Raw genomic sequence first — 21,679 nt, forward strand, 5'->3', positions numbered from 1 at the left:
CGCCTAGAGACGCCGCAGCCGGTAGGCGTAGTTTGCGCCGGTCCTGGCCTCCACTCTGATGCTGAGGGCAGTCTTTGCCGAAAGATAGATGACGTTTTCGCGGTTGACCCCGCAGCGGAGGCCCAGGTCCACCAGCGTGAGCGACTCACTGCGGACGGTGAACGTGACCCGCCGCTGGCTGCGGCAGGCCAAGGCAAGGGCATAGGTGCCCGTCCCCAGCTCAGGGGTGGTTTCGGTCCGTACTTCCCCTGCGGCCACCAGGCCTGCACCGGCATGGAGCGCCTGCTCGCCCGTGTCCGGCAGCGTCCGGGCAACCCAGGCGGCAACGTCAGCCTCGCTGACGGGATCGTTCTGCAGCGGGTCGCGGGTGAACACCGGCCCGGGCACCCGCGTTGCCTCAGCCTCGACAGGCCCCGGCTGGTTCCGGCCGTCGTCGTACGTATATTCGCAGCCGCCCAGCAGCAGGGCCAGGGCAGCAATGACGACGGCGGGCCCCGGCTTCCGCGCCGCCGGGAAAGTCCGCACCGGCGGTATGTGCGCGGGAGCTGCCCGCACAGTAGGGGGCGCGGAGGCTTTCCGCCCACTCGGCATAGTCAGACTTTATGCCTGCCGCAGCTGACGGGCCAGAGCGAAAGTACCCCATCTTCGGGTGCCGGCCCGTAGGCGTAGAGCAGGGGAGCGCCAACGCTGGACGTGCTGATTTAGGAACTGAAGGCCGGCCGGGCCTTTCAGCGGACTAAACTTGAGCGGTGCTTAAATCCCCCTCTGAGTTCACCGCCGGCAACACCCCGGATGCACCCCGCAGCGATCTTCCCCATCTGCTGACGGCATTGGCCGCGGACCTGCGCCAACTGGATTACACCCTCGACGGCGTCGCCCGGCTCCTCGGCCCCTCGGCCTCCGCTGCCCTCAACCGGGACCAAATCATCCCTGCCCTGCTGGAAACTGAGCGGGCGGTGCGGCGGGACGAAGGGAACGCGGCGCTCGCCGCCGTCGTACGCCTGTGGCTTCTCGCCGAACCCCAGGCGGGGGAAACACTCGACGCCGCCCTGCCGGGTATCCGCGCCGAGGGCCTGCTGACGCTGGGGCTGGTGCAGCCCGTCCCCGGCTCCGGCCTGCTGCGCGCGAAGGCGGACCTGCGGCCCTACGGCTGGGATGCCAACGAGGACGGCAGCGGCGGGGCGGAACTGTGGGTTGCCAGCGACCTCGCAGCGCACCAGCAGGAAGGGGTCCTCCGGCACGACCATGTGCTGGGCATCGGGCAGGCGTCCACCACCCTGGTCCAAACCACCATCCGCCGCCATACCGAACGCGCGCTGGACCTGGGCACCGGATGCGGAATTCAGACCTTCCACCTGCTGCACCACTGCCAGCACGTCACGGCCACCGACATCTCCGAACGCGCCCTGGCCTTCACCCGCTTCAACATCCTGCTCAATGCCGAGGCGCTGTCCGTCGATCCTGCGCGCCTCGAGGACCGGGTAAGCCTGCGCCTCGGATCGCTCCTGGACCCCGTGGCGGGCGAAGAGTTTGGCCTGGTGGTGTCCAATCCGCCGTTTGTGATCACGCCGCGCACTGCCGGCGAGGACGTGTCGGAGCACTTTACCTACCGCGACGGCGGGCTTCCGGGCGATGACATCGTCGCTTCCCTGGTTGCGGCCCTGCCTGATGTCCTGGCCCCCGGCGGCACCGCGCAGATGCTGGGCAACTGGGAGGTAACTGCCGGCAGCGAATGGCAGGAGCGGCCGCAGGCGTGGGTCCGCCCGGGCATTGATGCCTGGTTCATCCAGCGTGAGCAGGTGGGGCCGGAACAGTACGCGGAAACCTGGCTGCAGGACGCCTCTGAGGGCCGGGACCGGCAGCACTACCGGGACGCCTACGCCGCCTACCTGGCGGACTTCGAATCCAGGAACGTGAACGGCATCGGCTTCGGGATGGTCTGGCTGCGGCGCCCGCCGGCTCCGGAGCTGCCCATCACCAGCCGGTTCGAGGAGATCACCCACCCCATCGAGCATCCGATCGGTCCGCACCTGGGTGCCGCGGTCGAACGCACGGACTGGCTGGCCGCGCACGGCCTCGAAGATGCGTACCTGCTGGTGGCGGACGACGTCACCGAGGAGCGCCACCAGCGGCCGGGCGCCGAGCACCCGGGCGTAATCCTGCTGCGCCAGGGCGCCGGATTGCGCCGGACCAACCTGCTCAGCACCGAGCTGGCGGGGTTCGTCTCAGCCTGCGACGGCGACCTGACGGCCGGGCAGATTGCCGGGGCCCTGGAGGCGCTGCTCGGGGGCGGGATGGCGGGGGAGGACGGGTTCGACGCCGGCCCGTTCCGGACCGGACTGCTCGCTGACGTGGCCAATCTGGTGCGTGACGGTTTCCTGGTCCCCGCCGCGAAATGACGCGCGCTGGGCCTGCGGAACAACCCCCTTCTTTTCCACATGGATGCGCACAATTCAGCAAAATATGGTGAACTAGGCCAGTATGGGCTCATCTGCCCGAGCAACCTTTTTCTGTAGGAGCACCGTGCCAAGCAAGGCCAAAACCGGCAAGAAACTCGTGATTGTGGAGTCTCCGGCCAAGAGCAAGACCATCGCCAAGTACCTGGGCGAGGGCTTCATCGTTGAGGCCTCCATCGGTCACATCCGCGACCTTCCCCAGCCCTCCGAGCTACCCGCAGAGCTGAAGAAAACCTCGGTGGGCAAGTTCGCCGTCGACATCGAGCACGACTTCAAGCCCTACTATGTCGTCTCGCCGGACAAGAAGAAAAAGGTCACCGAGCTCAAGGCTGCGCTCAAGGACGCCGACGAACTCTATCTCGCAACCGATGGGGACCGCGAGGGCGAAGCCATCGCGTGGCACCTGCTGGAAGTGCTCAAGCCCAAGGTTCCCGTGTACCGGATGACCTTTGGCGAAATCACCAAGGAAGCCATCCAGCGCGCCATGGGAAACCTGCGCGATGTGGACTCCGCCCTGGTGGATGCGCAGGAAACCCGCCGCATCCTGGACCGCCTGTACGGCTACGAGATTTCGCCGGTGCTGTGGCGCAAGGTGGCGCGCGGACTGTCCGCCGGCCGTGTGCAGTCAGTGGTCACCCGCATGGTGGTGGACCGCGAACGCGAGCGAATGGCGTTTAAGGCCGCCTCCTACTGGGACCTCACCGGCCAGTTTGGCGCAGACGCCGGCTCCTTTAAAGCGAAGCTCGCCGCAGTGGACGGCGCCAAGGTTGCCAGCGGCCGGGACTTCAACGACGACGGCGTCCTGACCGCCAGGAACGTCGCCCACCTGAACGAGGAACTGGCAACCTCCCTGGCCGCCGGGCTCCAGGACGCCGAGTTCCGCGTCCGGTCCGTCGACACCAAGCCGTACACCCGCCGCCCCGCTGCCCCCTTCACCACGTCCACCCTGCAGCAGGAGGCGGGCCGCAAGCTCCGCTTCTCCTCCAAGAGCACCATGCAGATCGCCCAGCGGCTGTACGAAAACGGCTACATCACCTATATGCGAACCGACTCGTCCGCCTTGAGCGACGAAGCCATCACGGCCGCCCGCCGCCAGGCTTCGGAGCTCTACGGGCCCGAGTACATCCCAGGGTCCCCACGGGTCTACTCGAACAAGGCCGCGAACGCCCAGGAAGCGCACGAGGCCATCCGTCCCGCCGGTGACTCCTTCCGGACGCCCGCCCAGGTGGCCTCCCAGCTATCCGGCGACGAATTCCGCCTGTATGAACTTATCTGGAAGCGCACCGTCGCCTCACAGATGGCCGACGCCAAGGGCTCGACGGCGACCATCCGCCTGGGTGCCGTAGCGGCGGATGGGCGGGATGCAGAGTTCTCCGCCTCCGGCACCGTGATCACCTTCCCCGGCTTCCTGGCCGCCTATGAGGAAGGCAAGGACGAGACCCGCGGCGATGATGATTCCGACGAGGGCCGCCGGCTGCCCAACGTGGCCAAGGGCGACGCGCTCAGGGCTACCGACATCGCGGCTGTAGGTCACGAGACTTCGCCGCCGCCGCGCTACACAGAAGCCTCGCTGACAGCGGAGCTGGAAAAACGGGGCATCGGGCGCCCGTCCACCTACGCCTCCACCATTTCCACCATCCAGGACCGCGGCTACGTCCGGAAGCAGGGATCGGCGCTGGTTCCCAGCTGGATCGCCTTCTCCGTGATCCGGCTGCTGGAGCAGCACTTCAGCGATTACGTGGACTACGAGTTCACCGCGGACATGGAAGGTGACCTGGACAAGATCGCCAACGGCCAGGCCGTGGGGGCGTCCTGGCTCCGGCACTTCTACTTCGGCGAGGACTCAGATCCGGGGCTGCTGAGCATCGTCAACAACCTCGGTGAAATCGACGCACGGGAAATCAATTCCATCCCCATCACGGACGAAATCACACTGCGCGTGGGCAAGTTCGGACCGTACCTGGAGAGTTCCGCTGCCACCGTTGATCCCAAAACGGGCGAGATTGTGGAGTCGGCGCGGGCCAATGTGCCGGAAGACCTCGCTCCTGATGAGCTGACTGCCGAGAAGGCCGTTGAACTTATGGAGACCGCCGCTCCCGAGGAGCGCGTGCTGGGAACCGATCCCCACACGGGGCACACCATCGTTGCCAAGAACGGCCGCTACGGCGCCTATGTCACCGAGATCATCCCCGAGATGACCGAGGAACAGATCGCCGCCCAGCCCGTGGAATACTACAAGAACGGCAAGCCCAAGCCGCCCAAGAAGCCGGTCAAGGCCAAGCCGCGCACCGGCTCGCTGTTCAAGTCGATGACGGTCGAGTCCGTCACCCTGGACGAGGCGCTGCAGCTTATGAGCCTGCCGCGGGTACTGGGCCAGGACGCCGAGGGCAACCTCATCACCGTGCAGAACGGCCGGTTCGGCCCCTACCTCAAGAAGGGAACCGACTCCCGGTCCATCGGCTCGGAGGAGGAAATCTTCACCATTACGCTGGAGCAGGCCCTGGAGGTCTACTCCCAGCCCAAGCAGCGCGGCGCCCGCGCAGCCGTCCCGCCGCTGGCCGAGTTCGGCCCGGATCCGGTATCGGAAAAGAACATTGTGGTGAAGGAGGGCCGCTTCGGCCCCTACATCACCGACGGGATCACCAACATCACCGTCCCCCGTGCCACCTCCCTGGAGGAGCTGACGCGGGAACAGGCCGTTGAACTCCTCGCCGAGAAGCGAGCCAAGGGCCCCGTCAAGCGCACCGCCACCCGCAAGGCTCCGGCCAAGAAGAAGGCAACCGCCAAGAAGTAGGGGAGGGTGCCCCGTGTTTGGGAGAATCCGTTTGCATGGGGCACCCGAACGTGATCGGCTAGGGGAATGACTGAACAGCCCGGCATCGCCGATCCCACTCCGCTCAACGACCTCGAGGAGAAGCTCGCCAAGGGTGGCCAGCCTGATGCGAGCCCGGTGGACGTCATCCTGTCCTTCCTGAACAGTGAGGTCTACATCGTCAGTTCGGACAGCATCGAGGGCGAGGACTCGCAGGTGGAGCCCCTGGTCCTGGGCAATGCCGACGGCGACCCCGTCCTTGCCGTTTTCTCGCACCCCAGCCGTGTCGACCAGCAGTATCTCGACGCCGCCCCCAACATCCTGGGCACCCAGGGCGCCGCCATCATTGCCAACATCGGCGAGGAGCTGGGCATGGTGATCAACCCCGGTGCCGCCTACGGCTTCGAGATCAATCCCGAGGGCGTGGCGAACATCAAGCGCGATTTCAAGCGGGCGGATGAGCTTCCGGACGCCGGCTCCCCGGATCAGCCCGGCAACTGACACAACCCCGCGCCGCCGGGTAGCAGTTGGAACCGCAGGGCGCTGCCGGGCAATAATGGCAGCATGCGGCTAGGCGTCCTCGATATCGGGTCCAACACTGTCCATCTCCTCCTGGTGGATGCCCACCCCGGCGCGCGGCCGGTACCGTTTGCCTCGCACAAACGGCCGCTGTCCCTGGTCCAGTACCTGGAGCCGGACGGCAGCATCAGTGATGCGGGGCAGCACGAGCTGACCGAGTTCGTGCTGGAAGCGTGGGAGTTTGCGGCCAGGCACAAGGCGGAGGACCTGCTGGCTTTCTGTACGTCCGCCATCCGCGAGGCCACCAACGGCCCCGAGGTACTGGCTCGGGTGAAGCACGAGACCACGGTCACGCTGCAGGAGCTCACCGGCAGCGAAGAAGCATCCATGACCTTCTTCGCCGTCAGGCGCTGGTACGGCTGGGGTGCCGGGCCCATCCTGAACCTGGACATTGGAGGCGGCTCCTTTGAAATGGCGTTCGGCCAGGACGAGCTTCCGGAGATGGCAACGTCCGTGCCGCTGGGCGCCAGCCGCCTCACCCGGGACTGGCTCGCAGAGGACCCACCCTCCGCCAGGAGCGTCAAGGAGCTGCGCCGCTACATCAGGGCCACCCTCAAGCCGGCCGTCCGCGAATTCGACGGACTGGGCCGCGCAAACCTGGTTGCTGGAACTTCAAAGACCTTCCGTTCCCTTGCCCGGATCGCAGGCGCTGCCCCCAGCGCAGCGGGCCCCTACGTCAAACGAGAGCTGAACGCCCTGGACCTGGGAGTATGGGCCCAGCGCATTTCGGCGATGAAGGCCGAAGACCGGCTGCACCTCCCCGGCGTTTCCGAGGCCCGCGCCCACCAACTGCTGGCCGGGGCGCTCGTGGCCGAGGCGGCACTGGAGCTTTTCAAGTTCAAGAAGCTCCGCATCTGCCCTTGGGCACTGCGGGAGGGCCTGATCCTCCGGCGGATCGACCAGCTGGTGTTCTCCGGCCCGCTGGAGCCTGCGCCCCATGTAGCGCCGGCAGAGGTCATCGACGTGGTCGACGCGACAGTCTGAAACCCTGTCACCGCTAAATGCGGAAGCACCGGCGTCGGCGCCAGGAAAATGGGGGAAAACCTGGTGCCGCCGCCGGTGCCCTGGCAGGAATCCCCATCCCTGCCGCATCACTCGCACCCTCAATGAGGTAGTTACTACGTTAGGGGCCAAAAGTGAAAGGCACCTGCGCCTTTCATGGGAGCAACCTGTGAATGGATTTCTGGAAGTTCCCATGTTTCGCCGTCCAATCGAAGTCATGCATTTCTGCGTCGTCGGGGCGGAACTGTAATGATGGAGACCATGAGCAACCGAATCGCCTTCCTTGGCTGTGGATCCATGAACGAAGCAATTCTGAGTGGCTTGCTGGAAGCCGGAACTGATCCGGCGGACGTCGTGGCCACGGTCAGGCGTGCCGGGCGCGCCGCGGAGCTGGCGGAGCGGTACCACGGGGTGACCGCAATTGCCGGCGAGGAGGAACCTGACAACAACAAGCAGGCAACGAAGGGTTCCGGCGTCGTCATCCTGGGAGTCAAGCCGGTGGGCATTTCCGACCTGGCCCGGGAGATCAGCGGGGCCCTTTCGCCCTCCACAGTGGTGGTCAGCGTGGCCGCTGCGGTGTCCATTGCCCAGCTGGAGGCCGCACTTCCGGCAGGGCAGCCCGTGATCCGGTCCATGCCCAACACGCCGGCCAAGCTTGGACGCGGAGTTGTCTCGGTGTCGGCGGGCACCAACTGCACCCGGGAGCAGCTGCAGCGGGTCAAGGACGTCCTGCAGGGTGCGGGGACCGTCGTCGAAGTGCCCGAGGAGCAGGTGGACGCCCTGTCCGCCATCAGTGGTTCAGGACCGGCCTACGCCTTTTACCTGGCTGAAGCGATGGCGGCAGCAGGGGCGGAGCTGGGCCTGGACCGCGAGTTGTCCCTGCTCCTGGCCAGGGAAACGGTGGCAGGTGCCGGCTTCATGCTGGCCGAGCCCGGCGCTGATCCCACCGCACTGCGCAAAGCAGTGACCAGCCCCAACGGGACCACCGAAAGGGCGATTGCCACGTTCGACGAGCGGGGCCTTCCCTCGATCATTGCTGCCGGAGCCCGCGCGGCTGCGGACCGCGCCGCCGAGATCACCAAGCAGCTTGGGGGCTAGGGGCGGGCGGCGAACCGTTCCAGCAGGTCCACGTGGCCGGACACGATCAGCATGTCCCGGGAGGATACCTTGGTCTCCGGCCGGGCGTAGGTGAAGTCCTCACCGGGTGACTTCACTCCGACGATCGTCACGCCGTACTTGGAGCGCACCTTGGATTCGTCCAAGGTGAAGCCCACTGTTTCGCGCGGCGGATACATCTTTACGATGGCGAAGTCGTCGTCGAACTCGATGAAGTCAAGCATCCGGCCGGACACCAGGTGCGCGGCACGCACGCCCGCGTCTGCCTCGGGGTAGATCACGTGGTTGGCGCCGATCCGGGTCAGGATCTTGCCGTGTGAGGGGGTAATAGCCTTCACCCACAGATGTTCGATCCCGAGGTCCACCAGGTTGACAGTGATCAGCACCGAGGACTCGATGGATGTGCCCACGCCTACGACGGCGGAGCTGAACTCCTGTGCACCCAACTGGCGGAGCGCATCAATGTTTGTGGCGTCGGCCTCCACCACGTGGGTCAGGAGCGGCGCAAACTTCTGCACCAGGGCCCGGTCGCGTTCGATGGCGAGCACTTCCCGGCCCTGCTTGACCAGCTGTTCGGCGGTGGAGGAACCGAAACGGCCCAGCCCGATCACCAATACCGGAGCATTGTGGGCCGGGCGCCGAGCGTCGTCTGAGGAACTAGCCAATGATGGGCCTCTCTTCGGGATAGTGGTACAACTGGCTGCGCTGGCGCAGAGCGAGCGCCGCGGCGAGGGTCACGGTACCCACGCGGCCGGCGAACATCAGGGCGGTGAGCACGTAGACGCCTTCTTCCGCCACTTCGGCGCTGAGGTTGGTGCTCAGACCCACGGTGGCAAACGCCGAAATGGTCTCGAACAACACGCGGTCAAGGGAAGCGCCGCTGATGTGCAGCAGGAAGAATGCGGACACGGAGACCAGGGTGGCGCCGGCCACGATGACCGAGATGGCCACCCGCATGGTTCCCTCGGGGATGGTCCGACCATAGACCTTTACGTCTGCATCGCCCCGGGCTTCGGCCACGATGGCCAGGAACATCACGGCGATGGTGGTGACTTTGATGCCGCCTGCCGTGGACGCCGAGCCGCCGCCGGCGAACATCAGCGCGTCCGTCAGGAGCATGGTGGTGGATTCCATCTGGTTCTGGTCCACCAGGTTGAAGCCGCCGGAGCGGGTCATCACGGAGGCGAAGAGTGAATGGGTGATCTTGTCGCCGAGGTCCATGCCACCGATGGTCCGGGCGTTGTCCCATTCCATGAGCCCCCAAAGAAACATGCCCGCTGCCAGGAGGATGAAGGACACCTGGATGGTGAGCTTGGTGTGCAGGTTCCACTTCTTCCAGTTCAGGCCGTTCTGCTGCAGGACCATCACTACGGGGAAGCCAAGGCTGCCCAGGAACACGCCCAGCATCAGTGGGACCAGGATCCACAGATCCGTCTCGTAGGGCACGATCCCGTCTGAGTGCGGTGTGAACCCTGCGTTGTTGAAGGAGGAGATGGCGTAGAAGATGCCGTGCCACACGGCTTGCCAGAACGGCTCTCCAAGCGTCAGGAACCTTGGGATCAGGGCCAGCGCCAGGATTCCTTCGATGACCACGGACGTGGTGATGACGATCCGGAGCAAGGTGCCCACTTCACCCAGGCGTCCGGCATTGTTCATGGATTCCGCCGCGATGATCTTGCCGCGGACCCCGAGCCGCTTGCTTACCATCAGTGCCAGCAGTGACGCCAGCGTCAGTGTCCCCAAACCTCCGATAAACACGCCGATGAGGATCACGAGCTGGCCGAAGAAGGACCAGTGGACCGCAGTGGACACCACGGTCAGCCCGGTGACGCAGACTGCGGAGACGGCGGTGAACAGTGCCTGGTGAACGGGTGTGGCGGTGCCCGCGGCAGAGGAGACGGGCAGCGACAGCACGAAGGCAAACAGCAGGCACACGGCGGCGAACACCGTCAGGGCAAGCCTTGCCGGCGAGGTGTTCGCTATGTCGTCGATGAAGTCCCGCAGCCGCGTCAAGATCCAGAGGCCTTCCCGCTCCTGCACCGCGGGATGCCAGGGGGCCGGTTTGCGGGCCCTCGACTGGCTTTGCGTCATGTGTGGCTTTTCCTTGGTAGAAACTGCTTCCTTCAGTAGTAAACCACTAATGCCCGCGTCATGATGGGGCAGGAAGGGCTGCGGCCTCGGGTAGCCTGTGATTGATGACATACCTCCCGGGTCTCAGCCAGCCCGCGCTTCCAACGGTGGTGGCGTGGAGTTCTGACATGACCGCCTACAACTTCGGTCCGGGCCACCCCATGGCTCCGGAACGAATGGACCTGACTGCCCGCCTGGCGCGGAGCTTGGGTTTGTTCGAACTGGAACACGTTGCCGTGGAAGCGCCCGGTGTAGCGGCGGACGCCGATCTTGAGTCGGTGCATTCGGCAGACTTTGTTGCGGCGGTCCGAAGGGTCAGCGGGAACCCGGGTGAACCCGATGAGGCACGCGGACTGGGAACCGAGGACGATCCCGCCTTTGCCGGGATGCATGAGGCCGCGGCCAGGCTGGCAGGCGGGTCCCTGATGGCTGCCGCCCGAATTCTCGACGGTTCAGCATTACGCGCCATCAACTTCGGCGGCGGCATGCATCACGCGGCCCGCGAACGGGCCAGCGGATTCTGCATCTATAACGACGCCGCACTCGCCGTCCAGAAACTGCTCGACGGCGGCATCCGCAGGGTGGCGTATATCGACGTCGACGCCCACCACGGGGACGGAACGGAGAGTATCTTCTGGAACGATCCCCGCGTGCTCACCGTCTCCCTGCACGAGAGTGGGCTCACACTCTTTCCGGGTACGGGTTTTGCCAACGAGATCGGTGGTACAAAGGCTGAGGGGACGGCGGTAAACGTCGCGCTGCCGTCGGGTACTGGCGATGCCGGCTGGCTTCGCGCCTTCCACGCCGTGGTGCCGCAGCTGGTTGGCGCATTCCAGCCGGAGGTTATCGTCAGCCAGCACGGTTGCGATTCCCACCGCACTGACCCCCTGACGCACCTCAACCTCAGCGTCGACGGGCAGCGGGAGGCTGCATCCGCCGTCGCAGCCCTTGCTGCCCGCCACTGCGAAAACCGCTGGATCTCCACAGGCGGCGGCGGCTACAACGTCCTCCAGGTGGTGCCCCGGTCCTGGAGCCACCTGATCGCCATCGCCGCCGGTAAGCCCGTGCCGCTGCGCACACCGGTCCCACAGGACTGGCGTGACTACGTGCAGGAGAAATTCGGAGGTTCGGTGCCGGAGCTGATGAGCGATGATGTGGAGCTGTGGTGGCGGTCGTGGGAAGTGGGCTTCGACCCCAACGATGCTGTGGACCGCGCCGTCATGGCCACCAGGAAAGCCGTCTTTCCGCTCCACGGCCTCGACCCCTGGTTCGATTAGCGTCCGAGGGGCCAGGGCTGGGCAATAGTGAGCGGCTGGCCGAAATAGTTGATGCCTTTCGGCGTATATGTCGTTAGGGTGGGAGGCATGGTGACAGACGACGTATTTGCCGTCATAGCGGAATCAACCCGGCGGGAGATCCTTGTTTCCCTCCGCTCCGGGGACAAAGCCGTCGGCGAACTGGTGGAGGAACTGTCAGCCAGTCAGCCCACCATTTCCAAGCACCTCAAAGTCCTGCGCGAAGCCCAGCTGGTGAGCATGCGGGCGCAGGGCCAGAAGCGCTACTACGCGCTGAACCGCAAGCCGCTCGAGGGGATCGCCAGCTGGCTCGAAACCCTTGACGTCGGTTCTGCAGCTCCCGTGCCCGCGGCGGCGCCAGCCCCGTCTGCTGCCAGCGAAAGCGGCCCGCCGGAACCTGCTTCCGCAGCGGAGCGCAAGGCGGGAGCAGCCCAAAAGGAAACTGCAGCCGCCGGCGCCGTGGCAGCCGAAGCTGTGTCAGACGGTGTCCTCGCGCCGGGCGGCGCAGAGCTCAGTCCCGCCGTCGTCATCCCCGGCGGGGCCAGCGCGCCCCTCAGCGACGACAGCGTGCCCCAGCAGATCGGCAGGACTGTTGGCCGTGCCGCAACCAAAGCCGCCGACCTGCTCGCGAACCTCCCCAACCTGCCCAAGTTTGGCCGCAAGAAGTAAGAACCTTCCTACTAGTTCAGCAGCCGCACGTGCTCCGGGGTCAGCTCGGAGATCCTGCTGACGCCGAGCAGGGCCATTGTGCGGGCCATGTCCTTCTCGAGGATCTGGAGCGTACGGTCCACGCCTGCCCGGCCGCCGGCCATGAGGCCATAAAGGTAGGCCCGCCCGATCAGCGTGAAGTCGGCGCCCAGGGCCAGGGCCGCCACAATGTCCGCGCCGCTCATGATGCCGGTGTCCAGCATGATCGCTGCGTCCGTGTTGTCCGCGGTAAAGGCCTGCTTCACCTCGGGGAGCAGGTGGAACGGGATGGGTGCCCGGTCCAGCTGGCGGCCGCCATGGTTGGACAGCACAACAGCGTCCGCGCCGTGGTCCACCACGCGGCGGGCGTCCTCCACGGTCTGAATGCCCTTGACCACCAGCTTGCCCTTCCAGGTTTCGCGCAGCCAGTCCAGGTCCTCGAAGGTGAGGGTGGGATCGAACATGGAGTTGATCAGGTCCGCCACCGTGCCGGTGTACCGGGAGAGCGAGGCGAAGGTAAGCGGCTCGTGGGTGAGGAAGTTGAACCACCAGGCGGGCCGGTAGGACGCGTCAAGCACGGTCTTGATGGTCAATGCCGGCGGAATGGTCATGCCGTTGCGGACGTCGCGGAGCCGGGCACCGGCAACTGCCGTGTCCACGGTGACCATCAGGGTGTCATTGCCTGCCTTTGCAGCACGCTCAATCAGTTCCAGGGACCGGTCGCGGTCCGTCCACAGGTACAGCTGGAACCAGTTGCGCCCGTTCGGGGCAGCAGCGGCGACGTCCTCAATGGACGCGGTGCCCATGGTGGAGAGCGTGTAGGGGATACCGGCCGCTTCGGCTGCCTGTGAGCCCGCGTACTCGCCCTCGGACTGCATCATGCGGGTGAAGCCGGTAGGGGCGATGCCCACCGGGAGGCGCGAGGGCCTGCCGAGGATTTCGGTGCTGAGGTCAATCGCGGAAACATTCCGGAGGATGCCCGGGCGGAACTCGATGTCCAGGAATGCCTGGCGCGCCCGGCGGAGGGTGATTTCCTCCTCCGCTGCGCCGTCCGTGTAGTCGAAGGGTGCCTGCGGCGTGCGGCGTTTAGCGATGTCGCGCAGTTCCCAGATGGTGCTTGCACGCTTCAGGCGTGCTTCCTTGCTGAACTCCGGCTTCTTGAACTGCATCAGGGGAGCGAGGTCGGAGTACTTGGGGATGCGGCGCTTCAGTGCGGCGGGCGCAGCGGATGCGGTGCCCGCGGGAGCGGCCGCGGGGGGAGCGGTAACGGGGATGTCCGTGGCATCCGGTGCGGGCGTAGTTTCCGGGTTGTTGGGCTGGATGGTGTGGGTCATGGCGTCCTCCATTGGGCCGGCGACAGGTCCGGCGCTCGCACGGACCCCTCCTGTGGTCTAACCACACTGTAGGCCATGTGGTCCAACCACATCAACTACTATTGCCCCATGAAGACCCATCAGCTTGTCCTGGCATGGATAGAGAATGAGCTTTCCGAGGGACGGCTGGCTGTGGGCGGGCGGCTCCCCGCCGAGCGGTCCCTGGCTGAGCAGCTCAAGGTGTCCCGGACCTCCGTCCGGGAGGCCATCCGCATCCTGGAGGCCATGGGAGTGGTGCGGGCAGGGGTGGGCTCCGGTCCGGATGCGGGGACCGTGGTGATTTCGGATCCGACGGCGGCACTCGGCTCAGCGCTTCGGCTGCACGTTGCCACCCAGCATCTTCCGGTGGCCGACATCGTGGAGACACGCGTGCTTTTGGAGTCCTGGGCGGTGTCCCACGCCAAGCCCGGTTCCCCGGAGCTGGCTGATGCCTCGCGGCTGCTGGCTGAGATGGATTCCGACGACGTTGGCGTGGACGCGTTCCTGGCGCTGGATGTCCGTTTCCACCTTGCGCTGGCGGACGCCGCCGGCAACGCGGTGGTCAGCGCCATGATGGGATCCCTGCGCGAGTCCATCACCGGCTACGCGTCACGGTTCACCGCCAACCTGCCGGACTGGGACGCCACGGCGGGGAGGCTGCGGGCCGAGCACCACGGGATCCTGGCAGCAGTGCAGAACAACGACGGCGAACGGGCGGCCAGGCTGGTAGCCGATCATATCGAGGGCTACTACAGGGAGGCGGGGCTGGCTTCCGCAGGCACGGTACCACTCCGCCCCTAACCATCCTGTGGTCTAGCCGTGCACTTTTGAGCGCGGGGCCTTTGCCGGGCCGGTGCTGGCCCGTACTTCCAGCCGGGGCTGGTACCTGCTGCTGCCCGGAGCGGCGCTCTCTTCGTTGCGGATCAGGGCACGCAGCTGGTGCCAGGCCTGTTCCCCCAGCTCGGTGATGGGGACGGCCGCCGTCGTGAGGGCCGGGGTTGTGTACTTCGCAAAGGGAATGTCATCGAAGCCGGTGACTGAAATATCGCCGGGGACATCAAGGCCGCGTTCGTGCAGCCCGCTCATGAGGCCCATGGCCACCAGGTCGTTGAACGCCAGGATTCCCGTAGCTCCGCTTTCCAGGACCGCGTCCACTGCCTCATGCCCCGTATCGAAATCTGAGCCGCCCTCCAGCATGGTGACCTCCACCTGCGGGTGGGCCGCCTTGAATGTTTCCAGGCCCTGGAGCCGCATGCCGTTCGAGGCGCTGCGGGGAGGGCCTGCAAGGAAGGCAAGGCGGGTGTGGCCCAGTTCCACCAGGTGTTCGGCTATGTCCTGCACGCCCTGCCCGTAGTCCACCACCAAGCTGGGAACTTCGGCTGCTGCCGTGGTGCGGTTGATCAGGACCAGCGGCCGCAGCGACGGTGCAATCTCCTCCAGCTCGGCGTCGCTCATGCGGGGCGCGCACAGCACCAGGCCGTCGCACCTCCGGCGCGCCTCACCGGCAAGGATGGATTCTTCGCTGGAGACCTCGAAGGAGTCGGCAATGAGCACGCGGTAGCCGTCCTGTGCAGCTGCGCGGCTGAGGCCGCGGAGGATGGCCTGGAAGGTGGGGTTGGCCAGGTCCGGGACCACAATGCCAATGGTGTCGGTCTTGCCCAGGGCGAGGCTTCGGCCTACAGGATTTGGCTGGTACTTCAGCTCAGCAGCTGCCGCCCGGACGCGGGCGGCAATGTCCGGGTCCACCGTGAAGTTGCCGTTCATGACCCGCGAGACCGTGGCGTGGGAGACCCCTGCCTTCACGGCAACGTCCGCGATGCCGATCCTGCCTGATGCCGATTTCCTGACCATGCGTGGTCCCTTCCTTGACGCCGTTGCCCGCGGCACCAGTGCTGTACCGCTGCCGGGTGGCAGGTTCCGGCCGACTGTTTGACGGCGTACTGAATCATGTACTGAGCCAAAAGCATATAACGGGACCGGAAAGCGATTTCTCTTCTTTTCCCGATTTTTCCCGCCAGGTTCTGCCCTTTCTGTTGCCTGCCGCAGGACGAGATGCACTCGGCACCGCGGAAAACGCTTTCTTAGGCCCTGCCCAACGGTTGACGGATGGGCGGGATGGTTGATACAACTCATATAGAACTTCAAGAAAACGCTTTCTCAGACGGCGCAGGCTGCCGTACTGCACAACCGCAACCGCTTCGCACACCCGCAGCCCCCGGGCCGGGTTTTGAGTCTTCGAAAGGGACCCTCATGGTCAACACAGCCGAGTCGACTTCTGCTTCAGAGGCCCGGTCCGACACCGCAGCCACCACCCACGCTGCCCCGGGCGCTGCCCTCGCCGCCAGCAACGGCGCCAAGGCCCGCATCGCCCTGATCGGAACCGGCGGACGTTCCGAGATGTACATCCGCGCAATCTTCGGCAAGCATGCTGATACCGCCGAGCTTGTTGCCTTTTCGGACGTCAACCCGGGCCGGGTGGAGTTCTACCAGCAGCTCATCCAGGAACTTGGCGCACCGGGACCTGTCGCCTCCTTCGATCCGGCAGACCTCACCGCCTTCATCCAGGCCAACAACATTGACCGCATCATCGTCACCACTCCGGACTACACCCACGCCGACTACATTGTGGAGGGTCTCCGCGCCGGTGCGGACGTCGTCGTCGAAAAGCCCCTCACCATTGACGCTGAAGGGTGCCGGCGGATTACCCAGGCCGTGCAGGAAACCGGCCGGAACGTGGTGGTCACCTTCAACTACCGCTACTCGCCCCGCAACAGCGCCCTGAAAGAGATCATCCAGAGCGGCGTGATCGGCAAGGTCACCTCCATCGACTTCAGCTGGGTCCTGGACACCGTGCACGGCGCCGACTACTTCCGCCGCTGGCACCGGGAGAAGAAGAATTCCGGCGGTCTGCTGATCCACAAGGCCTCCCACCACTTTGACCTGGTCAACTGGTGGATCGACGACGTCCCGGAGCGGGTCTTCGCCTCCGGCGGGCTGAAGTTCTACGGCGACAAGAATGCAGCAGAGCGCGGACTGGGTCCGCGTCCTGAGCGCGGCACGCCTGACGCCGATGCCCCCGCCCGCGAGAAGGATCCGTTCGCGCTTGACCTGAGGGAGGACGAGCGGCTCAAGGCCCTCTTCCTGGACAACGAGCACTACGACGGCTACCGCCGCGACCAGGACGTCTTTACCGGCGGCATCACCATCGAGGACAACCTCGCGCTGGTGGTGGAGTACCAGGGCGGCCCGCGCCTGAGCTACTCGCTGAACGCCCACAGCCCCTGGGAGGGCTACCGCGTGGCAGTCAACGGCACCGAAGGCCGCGCGGAGCTGGAAGTGGTGGAGCGCGCCGCCGTTCTGCACAGCACCGACAAGAAGACGGTGGTTGATCCGAGCGCAACGCCCGTGGAGGAAGAGGATGCGGTGCGCCGCAACGGCGAACGGCTCGTAGTCCAGCGCCACTGGGAGTCGGCCTACGAGGTGCTGATCGTCAACGGCGAAGGCGGCCACGGCGGCGGCGACGCACTCCTGCTCTCGGACCTGTTCAACGGGCCGGGGGAGGACCCGCTGGGCCGGCCCTCCGGTTACCTGGACGGCCTCCGGTCGGTGTCGGTCGGAATCGCCGGCAACCGCTCCCTGGAGACCTCCCTGCCCGTCCGGATCGAGGACCTGGACCTCGGCGTCGACCTCCGCCGCACCCACTGAGTCCTGCACAGGAACAATCAACCTAAGGAACAACCATGAGCAGGATTTTCGTCACGGGCGGCTCCGGCCGCCTGGGCCGCAGCGTCGTGGCCGGCCTCGCCGAAAAGGGCCACGAGGTCATCTCGGTGGACCGCGAGGCTGTCCCCGCGGACAAGCTGCCCGCCGGCGTCGTACAGGAAACGGCAGACCTCCTGGCTCCGGGCGAGGCGCTTCGCCTCCTTCGGGGAACAGCACCCGACGCCCTCATCCACCTTGCAGCGATAGCGGTACCGTTCAGTGCCCCCGAGGACGTCATCTTCGCCACGAACACGCGCCTCGCCTTCGCGGTGGTCAGCGCCGCGACGGAGGTCGGCGTGCCGAAGATCGTGACGGCCAGCAGTCCCACAGTGCTGGGGTACGGTTCTCCCGCGGGATGGCTGCCGCCGTCGTTCCCGCTGGACGAGCGGACCCCGCCGAAGCCGTGGAACGCCTACGCGCTGTCCAAGCTCATCGCCGAGCAGACCGTCCAAACCTTCGCTGCCGCGCAGGGCGAAAAAATCCGGTACGCGGCGTTCCGGCCCTGCTTCGTCATCTCGCCGGAGGAATGGGAGGGCGCTCCAACGCAGCAGGGCCACACCCTGGCGGAGCGGCTGGCTGATCCGTCCCTGTCCGCACCTGCGTTGTTCAACTACGTTGACGCGCGGGACGTGGCGGATTTCCTGGACCTGCTGCTGGAGAAGCTGCCGTCCATCCCCAACGCGGAGACGTTCTTCGTGGGAGCGGCAGATGCCCTTGCCACGGCACCGCTCGCCGAACTGATGCCGAAATTCCTGCCGGGAAGCGAAGCCCTCAGCGCAAATCTCACCGGCACCAGCCCGGCCTTCTCCATTGCCAAGGCGCAGGAGCTCCTGGGCTGGCACCCCAAGCGCAGCTGGCGCACCGAACTGAAGTCCCACACCACCCTCAATGAAGAGAACTCCGCACTGGTAGCAGCCGGCAGCGGAGCCAAGGAGACACCATGAAATTCGACGGCGTACTGTTCTTCCCCGTCACCCCGTTCACGGCCGAAGGCGCCGTTGACGTCAACCTGCTCAAAGAACACATCAGCTCCCGGCTGCCGTTCGGCCCCGGCGGTGTTTTCCCCGCCTGCGGCACCGGCGAGTTCCACGCCCTCAGCATCGGCGAGATCCGCACCGTGGTAACGGCAGCCGTCGAGGTCGTGGCCGGAGAAGTGCCAGTGGTGGCCGGTGCCGGTGGTCCCCTGGGCCACGCCCTGGCAGCTGCCCGAGCGGCCGAGGAAGCGGGTGCCGATGCACTCCTGGTCCTGCCGCCGTACCTCGTCACCGGCCCCACTGACGGGCTGGTGGCGTACATTGAGGCCGTGGCGAATGCCAGCAGCCTGCCGGTCATCGTCTACCACCGCGGCAACGCCAAATTCACCGCCGCCTCGATGGCACGGCTGGCAGCCAACCCCAAGGTCATCGGCTTCAAGGACGGGCTCGGCGACGTCGGCCTGGCACAGGAGATCGTTACCGCCGTCCGTGCCGCCGGACGCGAAGACTTTGCTTTTTTCAACGGCCTGTTGACCGCCGAACTGACCCAGGGCGCCTACCGCGGCCTCGGCATTCCGCTCTACTCGTCGGCAGCATTCGCCATGGCACCGGAAATCGCCAAGGCCTACTACGACGCCTACACCGCAGGCGACGAGGACTGGCGCAGCGCCCTGCTTGAGGGCTTCTACGCCCCGCTGGTCCGGCTCCGCGACCAGACCCCCGGCTTCGGCGTTTCGCTGATCAAGGCCGGCCTGCGCCTGGGCGGCCTGGCCGTTGGGTCCGTGCGCCCGCCGCTGGTGGACCCCACCGAGGAGCAGCTGGTGCAGCTGAAGTCCATCCTGGCCAAGGGCTACGAGTTGGCCGGCCGCTGATGAGCGCCCCGGCAGCTGAAGCGGTCCGCACGGCACCGCGCATCACCGGGCTCAGCACCAGGCTCATCACGGTGCCCCTCCGCAGGCACTGGGGCGCGGAGGCGCCGGAAAACCACGTGATCGTCACGGAGATCAACACGGACGACGGCGGTGCGGGGCACGGTTTCTCCTGGACCCCCACCATTGGGCCGCACGCCGTCAAGGCCCTGTTGGACCATGACATCGCCCCTTTCATCACGGGGCTGCCCGCGAACCCCGAGACCGTGTGGGATGCGCTGTGGAAGCGGCTGCACGAGGCCGGCAGCGGGGGATTGACCACCATCGCCATGGCGGGGGTGGACCTGGCCCTCTGGGACCTCCTTGCCGCCCGTGCCGGCACCTCCGTCGCCGGCTTCCTGGGCCAACGCCAGGAGTCGGCAGAGGTGTACGGCTCAGGGGTGAACCTGCACTACACCCTCGAAGAGCTCGTTGCCCAGGTTCAGCGCTGGGTTGCTGCCGGGCACCAGGCGGTCAAGATCAAGGTGGGCAAGCCGGACATCCGCGAGGATGCCGAACGCGTGGCGGCGGTCCGCTCCGTGCTGGGGCCCGACCGGAAGCTGATGATTGACGCAAACCAGCGCTGGGACCTGCCCACCACGCTCCGCGCCCTGGACGCCCTGGCGGGGTTTGGCTTGGAATGGCTGGAGGAACCCATCCGTGCCGATGACCTCTGGGCCTACCGCCGGCTGCGGAAGCACTCACCGGTTCCTATCGCCCTCGGTGAAAACCTGCACACCATCTACCGCTTCCGCGATTTCATTGAGGCGGAAGCGGTGGACATCATCCAGCCGAACATCGTCCGGGTAGGAGGCGTCACACCGTTCCGGCGCATCGTTGAACTTGCCCGGACCAACAGCATCAAGATAATGCCGCACCTGCTGCCCGAACTCTCCGGCCAGCTGGCCCTGACCCTCGCAGAGCCCACCCTGGTGGAGGATGTGGAAGAAGCATCCTTCGAGCAGTTGGGGATCCTTGCGGGCCCCGCGCCGGTCAGGTTCAGCAACAGCCGGGTGACGCTGAACGACCAGCCGGGGTTGGGCTTCCGCTTCAACGACGCAGGCTAGAGCAGACCCGATCCAGACACGAAGAACAGGTACCCACGTGACTACTGCAACCCTTTCACTGTCCGAGCTGACGGCCGCCGCCACGGAAGCAGCCGCGATCTCCTCAGCCGCGCCCGATGCCGAGCGTGCAGCCTGGCTCACGGCCGTGGCCGACGCGCTGGACGCCAGTGCTGACGAGCTGGTGGAGATCGCCGATTCCGAAACCAGCCTTGGCCCGGCCCGCCTGAAGGGAGAAGTCGCCCGCACCACGGGCCAGCTGCGCCTCTTCGCCCGCGTGATCACCGAGGGCTCCTACCTCGAAGCCATCATCGACCACGCCGACCCGGACTCCACACCGCCCAAGCCCGACCTGCGCCGGATCCTGCGGCCCATCGGTCCGGTAGCGGTGTTCTCGGCGTCGAACTTCCCCTTCGCCTTCTCGGTTGCCGGTGGGGACACCGCCTCAGCCCTGGCCGTGGGCTGCTCCGTCATCGTCAAGGCGCACTCCGGCCACCTCCGCCTCTCGGAGCGGACCGCGGAAATTGTCGCTGAGGCGCTTCGTGGCGCGGGCGCGCCGGAAGGTCTTTTTGCCATGGTCACCGGCCGCAAAGTGGGAACTGCCCTGGTCCAGGATCCGGCCATCAAAGCGGTCGGTTTTACCGGCTCCATCCCGGGCGGCCGTGCCCTCTTCGACCTCGCCACGTCCCGCCCGGAGCCCATCCCGTTCTACGGCGAGCTGGGCAGCCTCAACCCCGTGGTGGTCACCGGGGCGGCGTTGGCTGAACGCGCAAGCCAGCTCGCCGAAGGCCTGGCGACCTCCTTCACCCTGGGCGCAGGCCAGTTCTGCACCAAACCCGGGCTGGTCTTCATCCCGGCGGGAACGGATTTTGCCGCTAAAGTAGCCGAGGCCAGCAAGGATAAGCCGGCACTGGGAATGCTCACCAGCCGCATCGCCGAGGCCTACCCCGAAGGCCTGCGCAGCTTCGCATCCGTGCAGGGCGTGCAGGTGGTCAGCGGCAGCATTGACCAGGACGCTGTGGCCAACGGAGCCGCGCCGGTGGTCTTCACCACCTCCGCCGCGAAGGTCCTGGAGCGGCCTGAGGAACTGCTGGAGGAATGCTTCGGCCCCACCACCATCCTCATCGAATACACGGACCGGGAGGAGTTGCGCTCCGTCCTGGTCAAGGTCCCGGGCAGCCTTACCGCCACCCTCCACGCGCAGCCGGGGGAGGACATCTCAGCCCTCGTTGACCAGCTTTCCGAACTGGCCGGCCGCGTCCTGTTCGACGGCTGGCCCACAGGAGTCGCAGTGAACTGGGCCCAGCAGCACGGCGGCCCCTACCCGGCCACCACCTCGCTGTTCACCTCGGTGGGCGCCACCGCAGTCCGCCGCTTCCAGCGTCCCGTGGCCTACCAGGATGCTTTCGAAGCAGTCCTGCACCCGGCGCTGCGCGAAAGCAACCCCCTGGGCATCCCGCGCCGGGTGGACGGGGAACTCCAGCTCCCATAGCAACCCTCTCTCACTTGACGTCGCTTTGATCAGCACGCTCTCTCACTCGA

At 66.2% G+C, this 21,679-nt stretch carries 18 protein-coding genes; 13 read left to right on the forward strand and 5 right to left on the reverse strand.

What is annotated here, in order from left to right; genetic code table 11:
* Positions 1-3: 3 nt before the first annotated feature.
* The gene (locus FDW84_RS17790; protein WP_240721583.1) at positions 4-525 is read right to left on the reverse strand and encodes a hypothetical protein; all 522 of its coding nucleotides are present in this window, start codon (positions 523-525) and stop codon (positions 4-6) included.
* Positions 526-749: 224 nt separating this feature from the next.
* Here FDW84_RS17790 and FDW84_RS17795 point away from each other — a divergent pair, with 224 nt between their 5' ends.
* The 5 genes from FDW84_RS17795 to proC all read left to right on the forward strand — a co-directional run bounded on the left by FDW84_RS17795 (position 750) and on the right by proC (position 7,947).
* A complete protein-coding gene (locus tag FDW84_RS17795; RefSeq protein ID WP_138610820.1) occupies positions 750-2,399 on the forward strand; it encodes a DUF7059 domain-containing protein in 1,650 nt (549 codons plus the stop codon).
* Between the two features lie 124 nt (positions 2,400-2,523).
* The gene (gene topA, locus FDW84_RS17800; protein ID WP_138610821.1) at positions 2,524-5,250 is read left to right on the forward strand and encodes a type I DNA topoisomerase; all 2,727 of its coding nucleotides are present in this window, start codon (positions 2,524-2,526) and stop codon (positions 5,248-5,250) included.
* Positions 5,251-5,316: 66 nt separating this feature from the next.
* Complete coding sequence (locus FDW84_RS17805; RefSeq protein ID WP_138610822.1) at positions 5,317-5,769, forward strand: SseB family protein; 453 nt, start codon at positions 5,317-5,319, stop codon at positions 5,767-5,769.
* A 63-nt stretch (positions 5,770-5,832) separates the two neighbouring features.
* Positions 5,833-6,831 (forward strand): Ppx/GppA phosphatase family protein, encoded by a 999-nt coding sequence (locus FDW84_RS17810; RefSeq protein WP_138610823.1) that lies wholly within the window; start codon positions 5,833-5,835, stop codon positions 6,829-6,831.
* A gap of 279 nt (positions 6,832-7,110) precedes the next feature.
* Positions 7,111-7,947: a pyrroline-5-carboxylate reductase gene (proC, locus tag FDW84_RS17815; protein ID WP_138610824.1), complete on the forward strand. Its 837-nt coding sequence runs from the start codon at positions 7,111-7,113 to the stop codon at positions 7,945-7,947.
* On the opposite strand, the gene FDW84_RS17820 is transcribed toward proC, so the two are convergent.
* Positions 7,944-8,630, reverse strand: a complete 687-nt coding sequence (locus FDW84_RS17820) for a potassium channel family protein (RefSeq protein ID WP_138610825.1) — start codon at positions 8,628-8,630, stop codon at positions 7,944-7,946. The genes proC and FDW84_RS17820 overlap by 4 nt on opposite strands.
* Positions 8,623-10,056, reverse strand: a complete 1,434-nt coding sequence (locus FDW84_RS17825; protein ID WP_138610826.1) for a TrkH family potassium uptake protein — start codon at positions 10,054-10,056, stop codon at positions 8,623-8,625. The genes FDW84_RS17820 and FDW84_RS17825 overlap by 8 nt, the downstream gene beginning before the upstream one ends.
* Before the next feature lie 104 nt (positions 10,057-10,160).
* Between FDW84_RS17825 and FDW84_RS17830 the strand changes: the two genes are divergently transcribed.
* Entirely contained in the window at positions 10,161-11,372 is a 1,212-nt protein-coding gene (locus FDW84_RS17830; RefSeq protein WP_138610827.1) for an acetoin utilization protein AcuC, read from the forward strand.
* 87 nt (positions 11,373-11,459) lie between these two features.
* A complete protein-coding gene (locus FDW84_RS17835) occupies positions 11,460-12,059 on the forward strand; it encodes an ArsR/SmtB family transcription factor (RefSeq protein ID WP_138610828.1) in 600 nt (199 codons plus the stop codon).
* 11 nt (positions 12,060-12,070) lie between these two features.
* On the opposite strand, the gene FDW84_RS17840 is transcribed toward FDW84_RS17835, so the two are convergent.
* Entirely contained in the window at positions 12,071-13,411 is a 1,341-nt protein-coding gene (locus FDW84_RS17840) for an alpha-hydroxy acid oxidase (protein ID WP_138610829.1), read from the reverse strand.
* 108 nt (positions 13,412-13,519) lie between these two features.
* Here FDW84_RS17840 and FDW84_RS17845 point away from each other — a divergent pair, with 108 nt between their 5' ends.
* Positions 13,520-14,230, forward strand: coding sequence for a FadR/GntR family transcriptional regulator (locus FDW84_RS17845; RefSeq protein ID WP_138610830.1), 711 nt, complete (start codon positions 13,520-13,522; stop codon positions 14,228-14,230).
* A gap of 12 nt (positions 14,231-14,242) precedes the next feature.
* On the opposite strand, the gene FDW84_RS17850 is transcribed toward FDW84_RS17845, so the two are convergent.
* Entirely contained in the window at positions 14,243-15,280 is a 1,038-nt protein-coding gene (locus tag FDW84_RS17850) for a LacI family DNA-binding transcriptional regulator (protein WP_138610831.1), read from the reverse strand.
* Positions 15,281-15,679: 399 nt separating this feature from the next.
* On the opposite strand from FDW84_RS17850, the gene FDW84_RS17855 reads away from it, so the two are divergent.
* From FDW84_RS17855 to FDW84_RS17875, 5 genes are read left to right on the forward strand one after another with little or no spacing between them, the layout of a single operon-like run.
* A complete protein-coding gene (locus FDW84_RS17855) occupies positions 15,680-17,134 on the forward strand; it encodes a Gfo/Idh/MocA family protein (RefSeq protein ID WP_138610832.1) in 1,455 nt (484 codons plus the stop codon).
* 35 nt (positions 17,135-17,169) lie between these two features.
* Positions 17,170-18,135 carry an NAD-dependent epimerase/dehydratase family protein gene (locus FDW84_RS17860; protein WP_138610833.1) on the forward strand — a complete coding sequence of 322 codons (966 nt, stop codon included), beginning with the start codon at positions 17,170-17,172 and terminating at the stop codon, positions 18,133-18,135.
* A complete protein-coding gene (locus FDW84_RS17865) occupies positions 18,132-19,037 on the forward strand; it encodes a 5-dehydro-4-deoxyglucarate dehydratase (protein WP_138610834.1) in 906 nt (301 codons plus the stop codon). Before FDW84_RS17860 ends, FDW84_RS17865 begins: the two co-directional genes overlap by 4 nt.
* Complete coding sequence (locus tag FDW84_RS17870; protein WP_138610835.1) at positions 19,037-20,140, forward strand: mandelate racemase/muconate lactonizing enzyme family protein; 1,104 nt, start codon at positions 19,037-19,039, stop codon at positions 20,138-20,140. The genes FDW84_RS17865 and FDW84_RS17870 overlap by 1 nt, the downstream gene beginning before the upstream one ends.
* Before the next feature lie 37 nt (positions 20,141-20,177).
* On the forward strand, positions 20,178-21,629 hold the full coding sequence (locus FDW84_RS17875) for an aldehyde dehydrogenase (NADP(+)) (protein WP_240721584.1): 1,452 nt from the start codon (positions 20,178-20,180) through the stop codon (positions 21,627-21,629).
* Positions 21,630-21,679: the final 50 nt, after the last annotated feature.

Origin of the sequence: Pseudarthrobacter sp. NamE5 (genome assembly GCF_005796225.1) — a bacterium.
Taxonomy (GTDB): domain Bacteria; phylum Actinomycetota; class Actinomycetes; order Actinomycetales; family Micrococcaceae; genus Arthrobacter.

What these genes read in the sequence shown, in the direction of transcription:
- FDW84_RS17805 (WP_138610822.1), top strand. Translation starts at nt 5,317, where the DNA reads ATGACTGAACAGCCCGGCATCGCCGATCCCACTCCGCTCAACGACCTC.
- FDW84_RS17810 (WP_138610823.1), top strand. Translation starts at nt 5,833, where the DNA reads ATGCGGCTAGGCGTCCTCGATATCGGGTCCAACACTGTCCATCTCCTC.
- proC (WP_138610824.1), top strand. Translation starts at nt 7,111, where the DNA reads ATGAGCAACCGAATCGCCTTCCTTGGCTGTGGATCCATGAACGAAGCA.
- FDW84_RS17825 (WP_138610826.1), bottom strand. Translation starts at nt 10,056, where the DNA reads ATGACGCAAAGCCAGTCGAGGGCCCGCAAACCGGCCCCCTGGCATCCC.
- FDW84_RS17830 (WP_138610827.1), top strand. Translation starts at nt 10,161, where the DNA reads ATGACATACCTCCCGGGTCTCAGCCAGCCCGCGCTTCCAACGGTGGTG.
- FDW84_RS17835 (WP_138610828.1), top strand. Translation starts at nt 11,460, where the DNA reads ATGGTGACAGACGACGTATTTGCCGTCATAGCGGAATCAACCCGGCGG.
- FDW84_RS17840 (WP_138610829.1), bottom strand. Translation starts at nt 13,411, where the DNA reads ATGACCCACACCATCCAGCCCAACAACCCGGAAACTACGCCCGCACCG.
- FDW84_RS17845 (WP_138610830.1), top strand. Translation starts at nt 13,520, where the DNA reads ATGAAGACCCATCAGCTTGTCCTGGCATGGATAGAGAATGAGCTTTCC.
- FDW84_RS17850 (WP_138610831.1), bottom strand. Translation starts at nt 15,280, where the DNA reads ATGGTCAGGAAATCGGCATCAGGCAGGATCGGCATCGCGGACGTTGCC.
- FDW84_RS17855 (WP_138610832.1), top strand. Translation starts at nt 15,680, where the DNA reads ATGGTCAACACAGCCGAGTCGACTTCTGCTTCAGAGGCCCGGTCCGAC.
- FDW84_RS17860 (WP_138610833.1), top strand. Translation starts at nt 17,170, where the DNA reads ATGAGCAGGATTTTCGTCACGGGCGGCTCCGGCCGCCTGGGCCGCAGC.
- FDW84_RS17865 (WP_138610834.1), top strand. Translation starts at nt 18,132, where the DNA reads ATGAAATTCGACGGCGTACTGTTCTTCCCCGTCACCCCGTTCACGGCC.
- FDW84_RS17870 (WP_138610835.1), top strand. Translation starts at nt 19,037, where the DNA reads ATGAGCGCCCCGGCAGCTGAAGCGGTCCGCACGGCACCGCGCATCACC.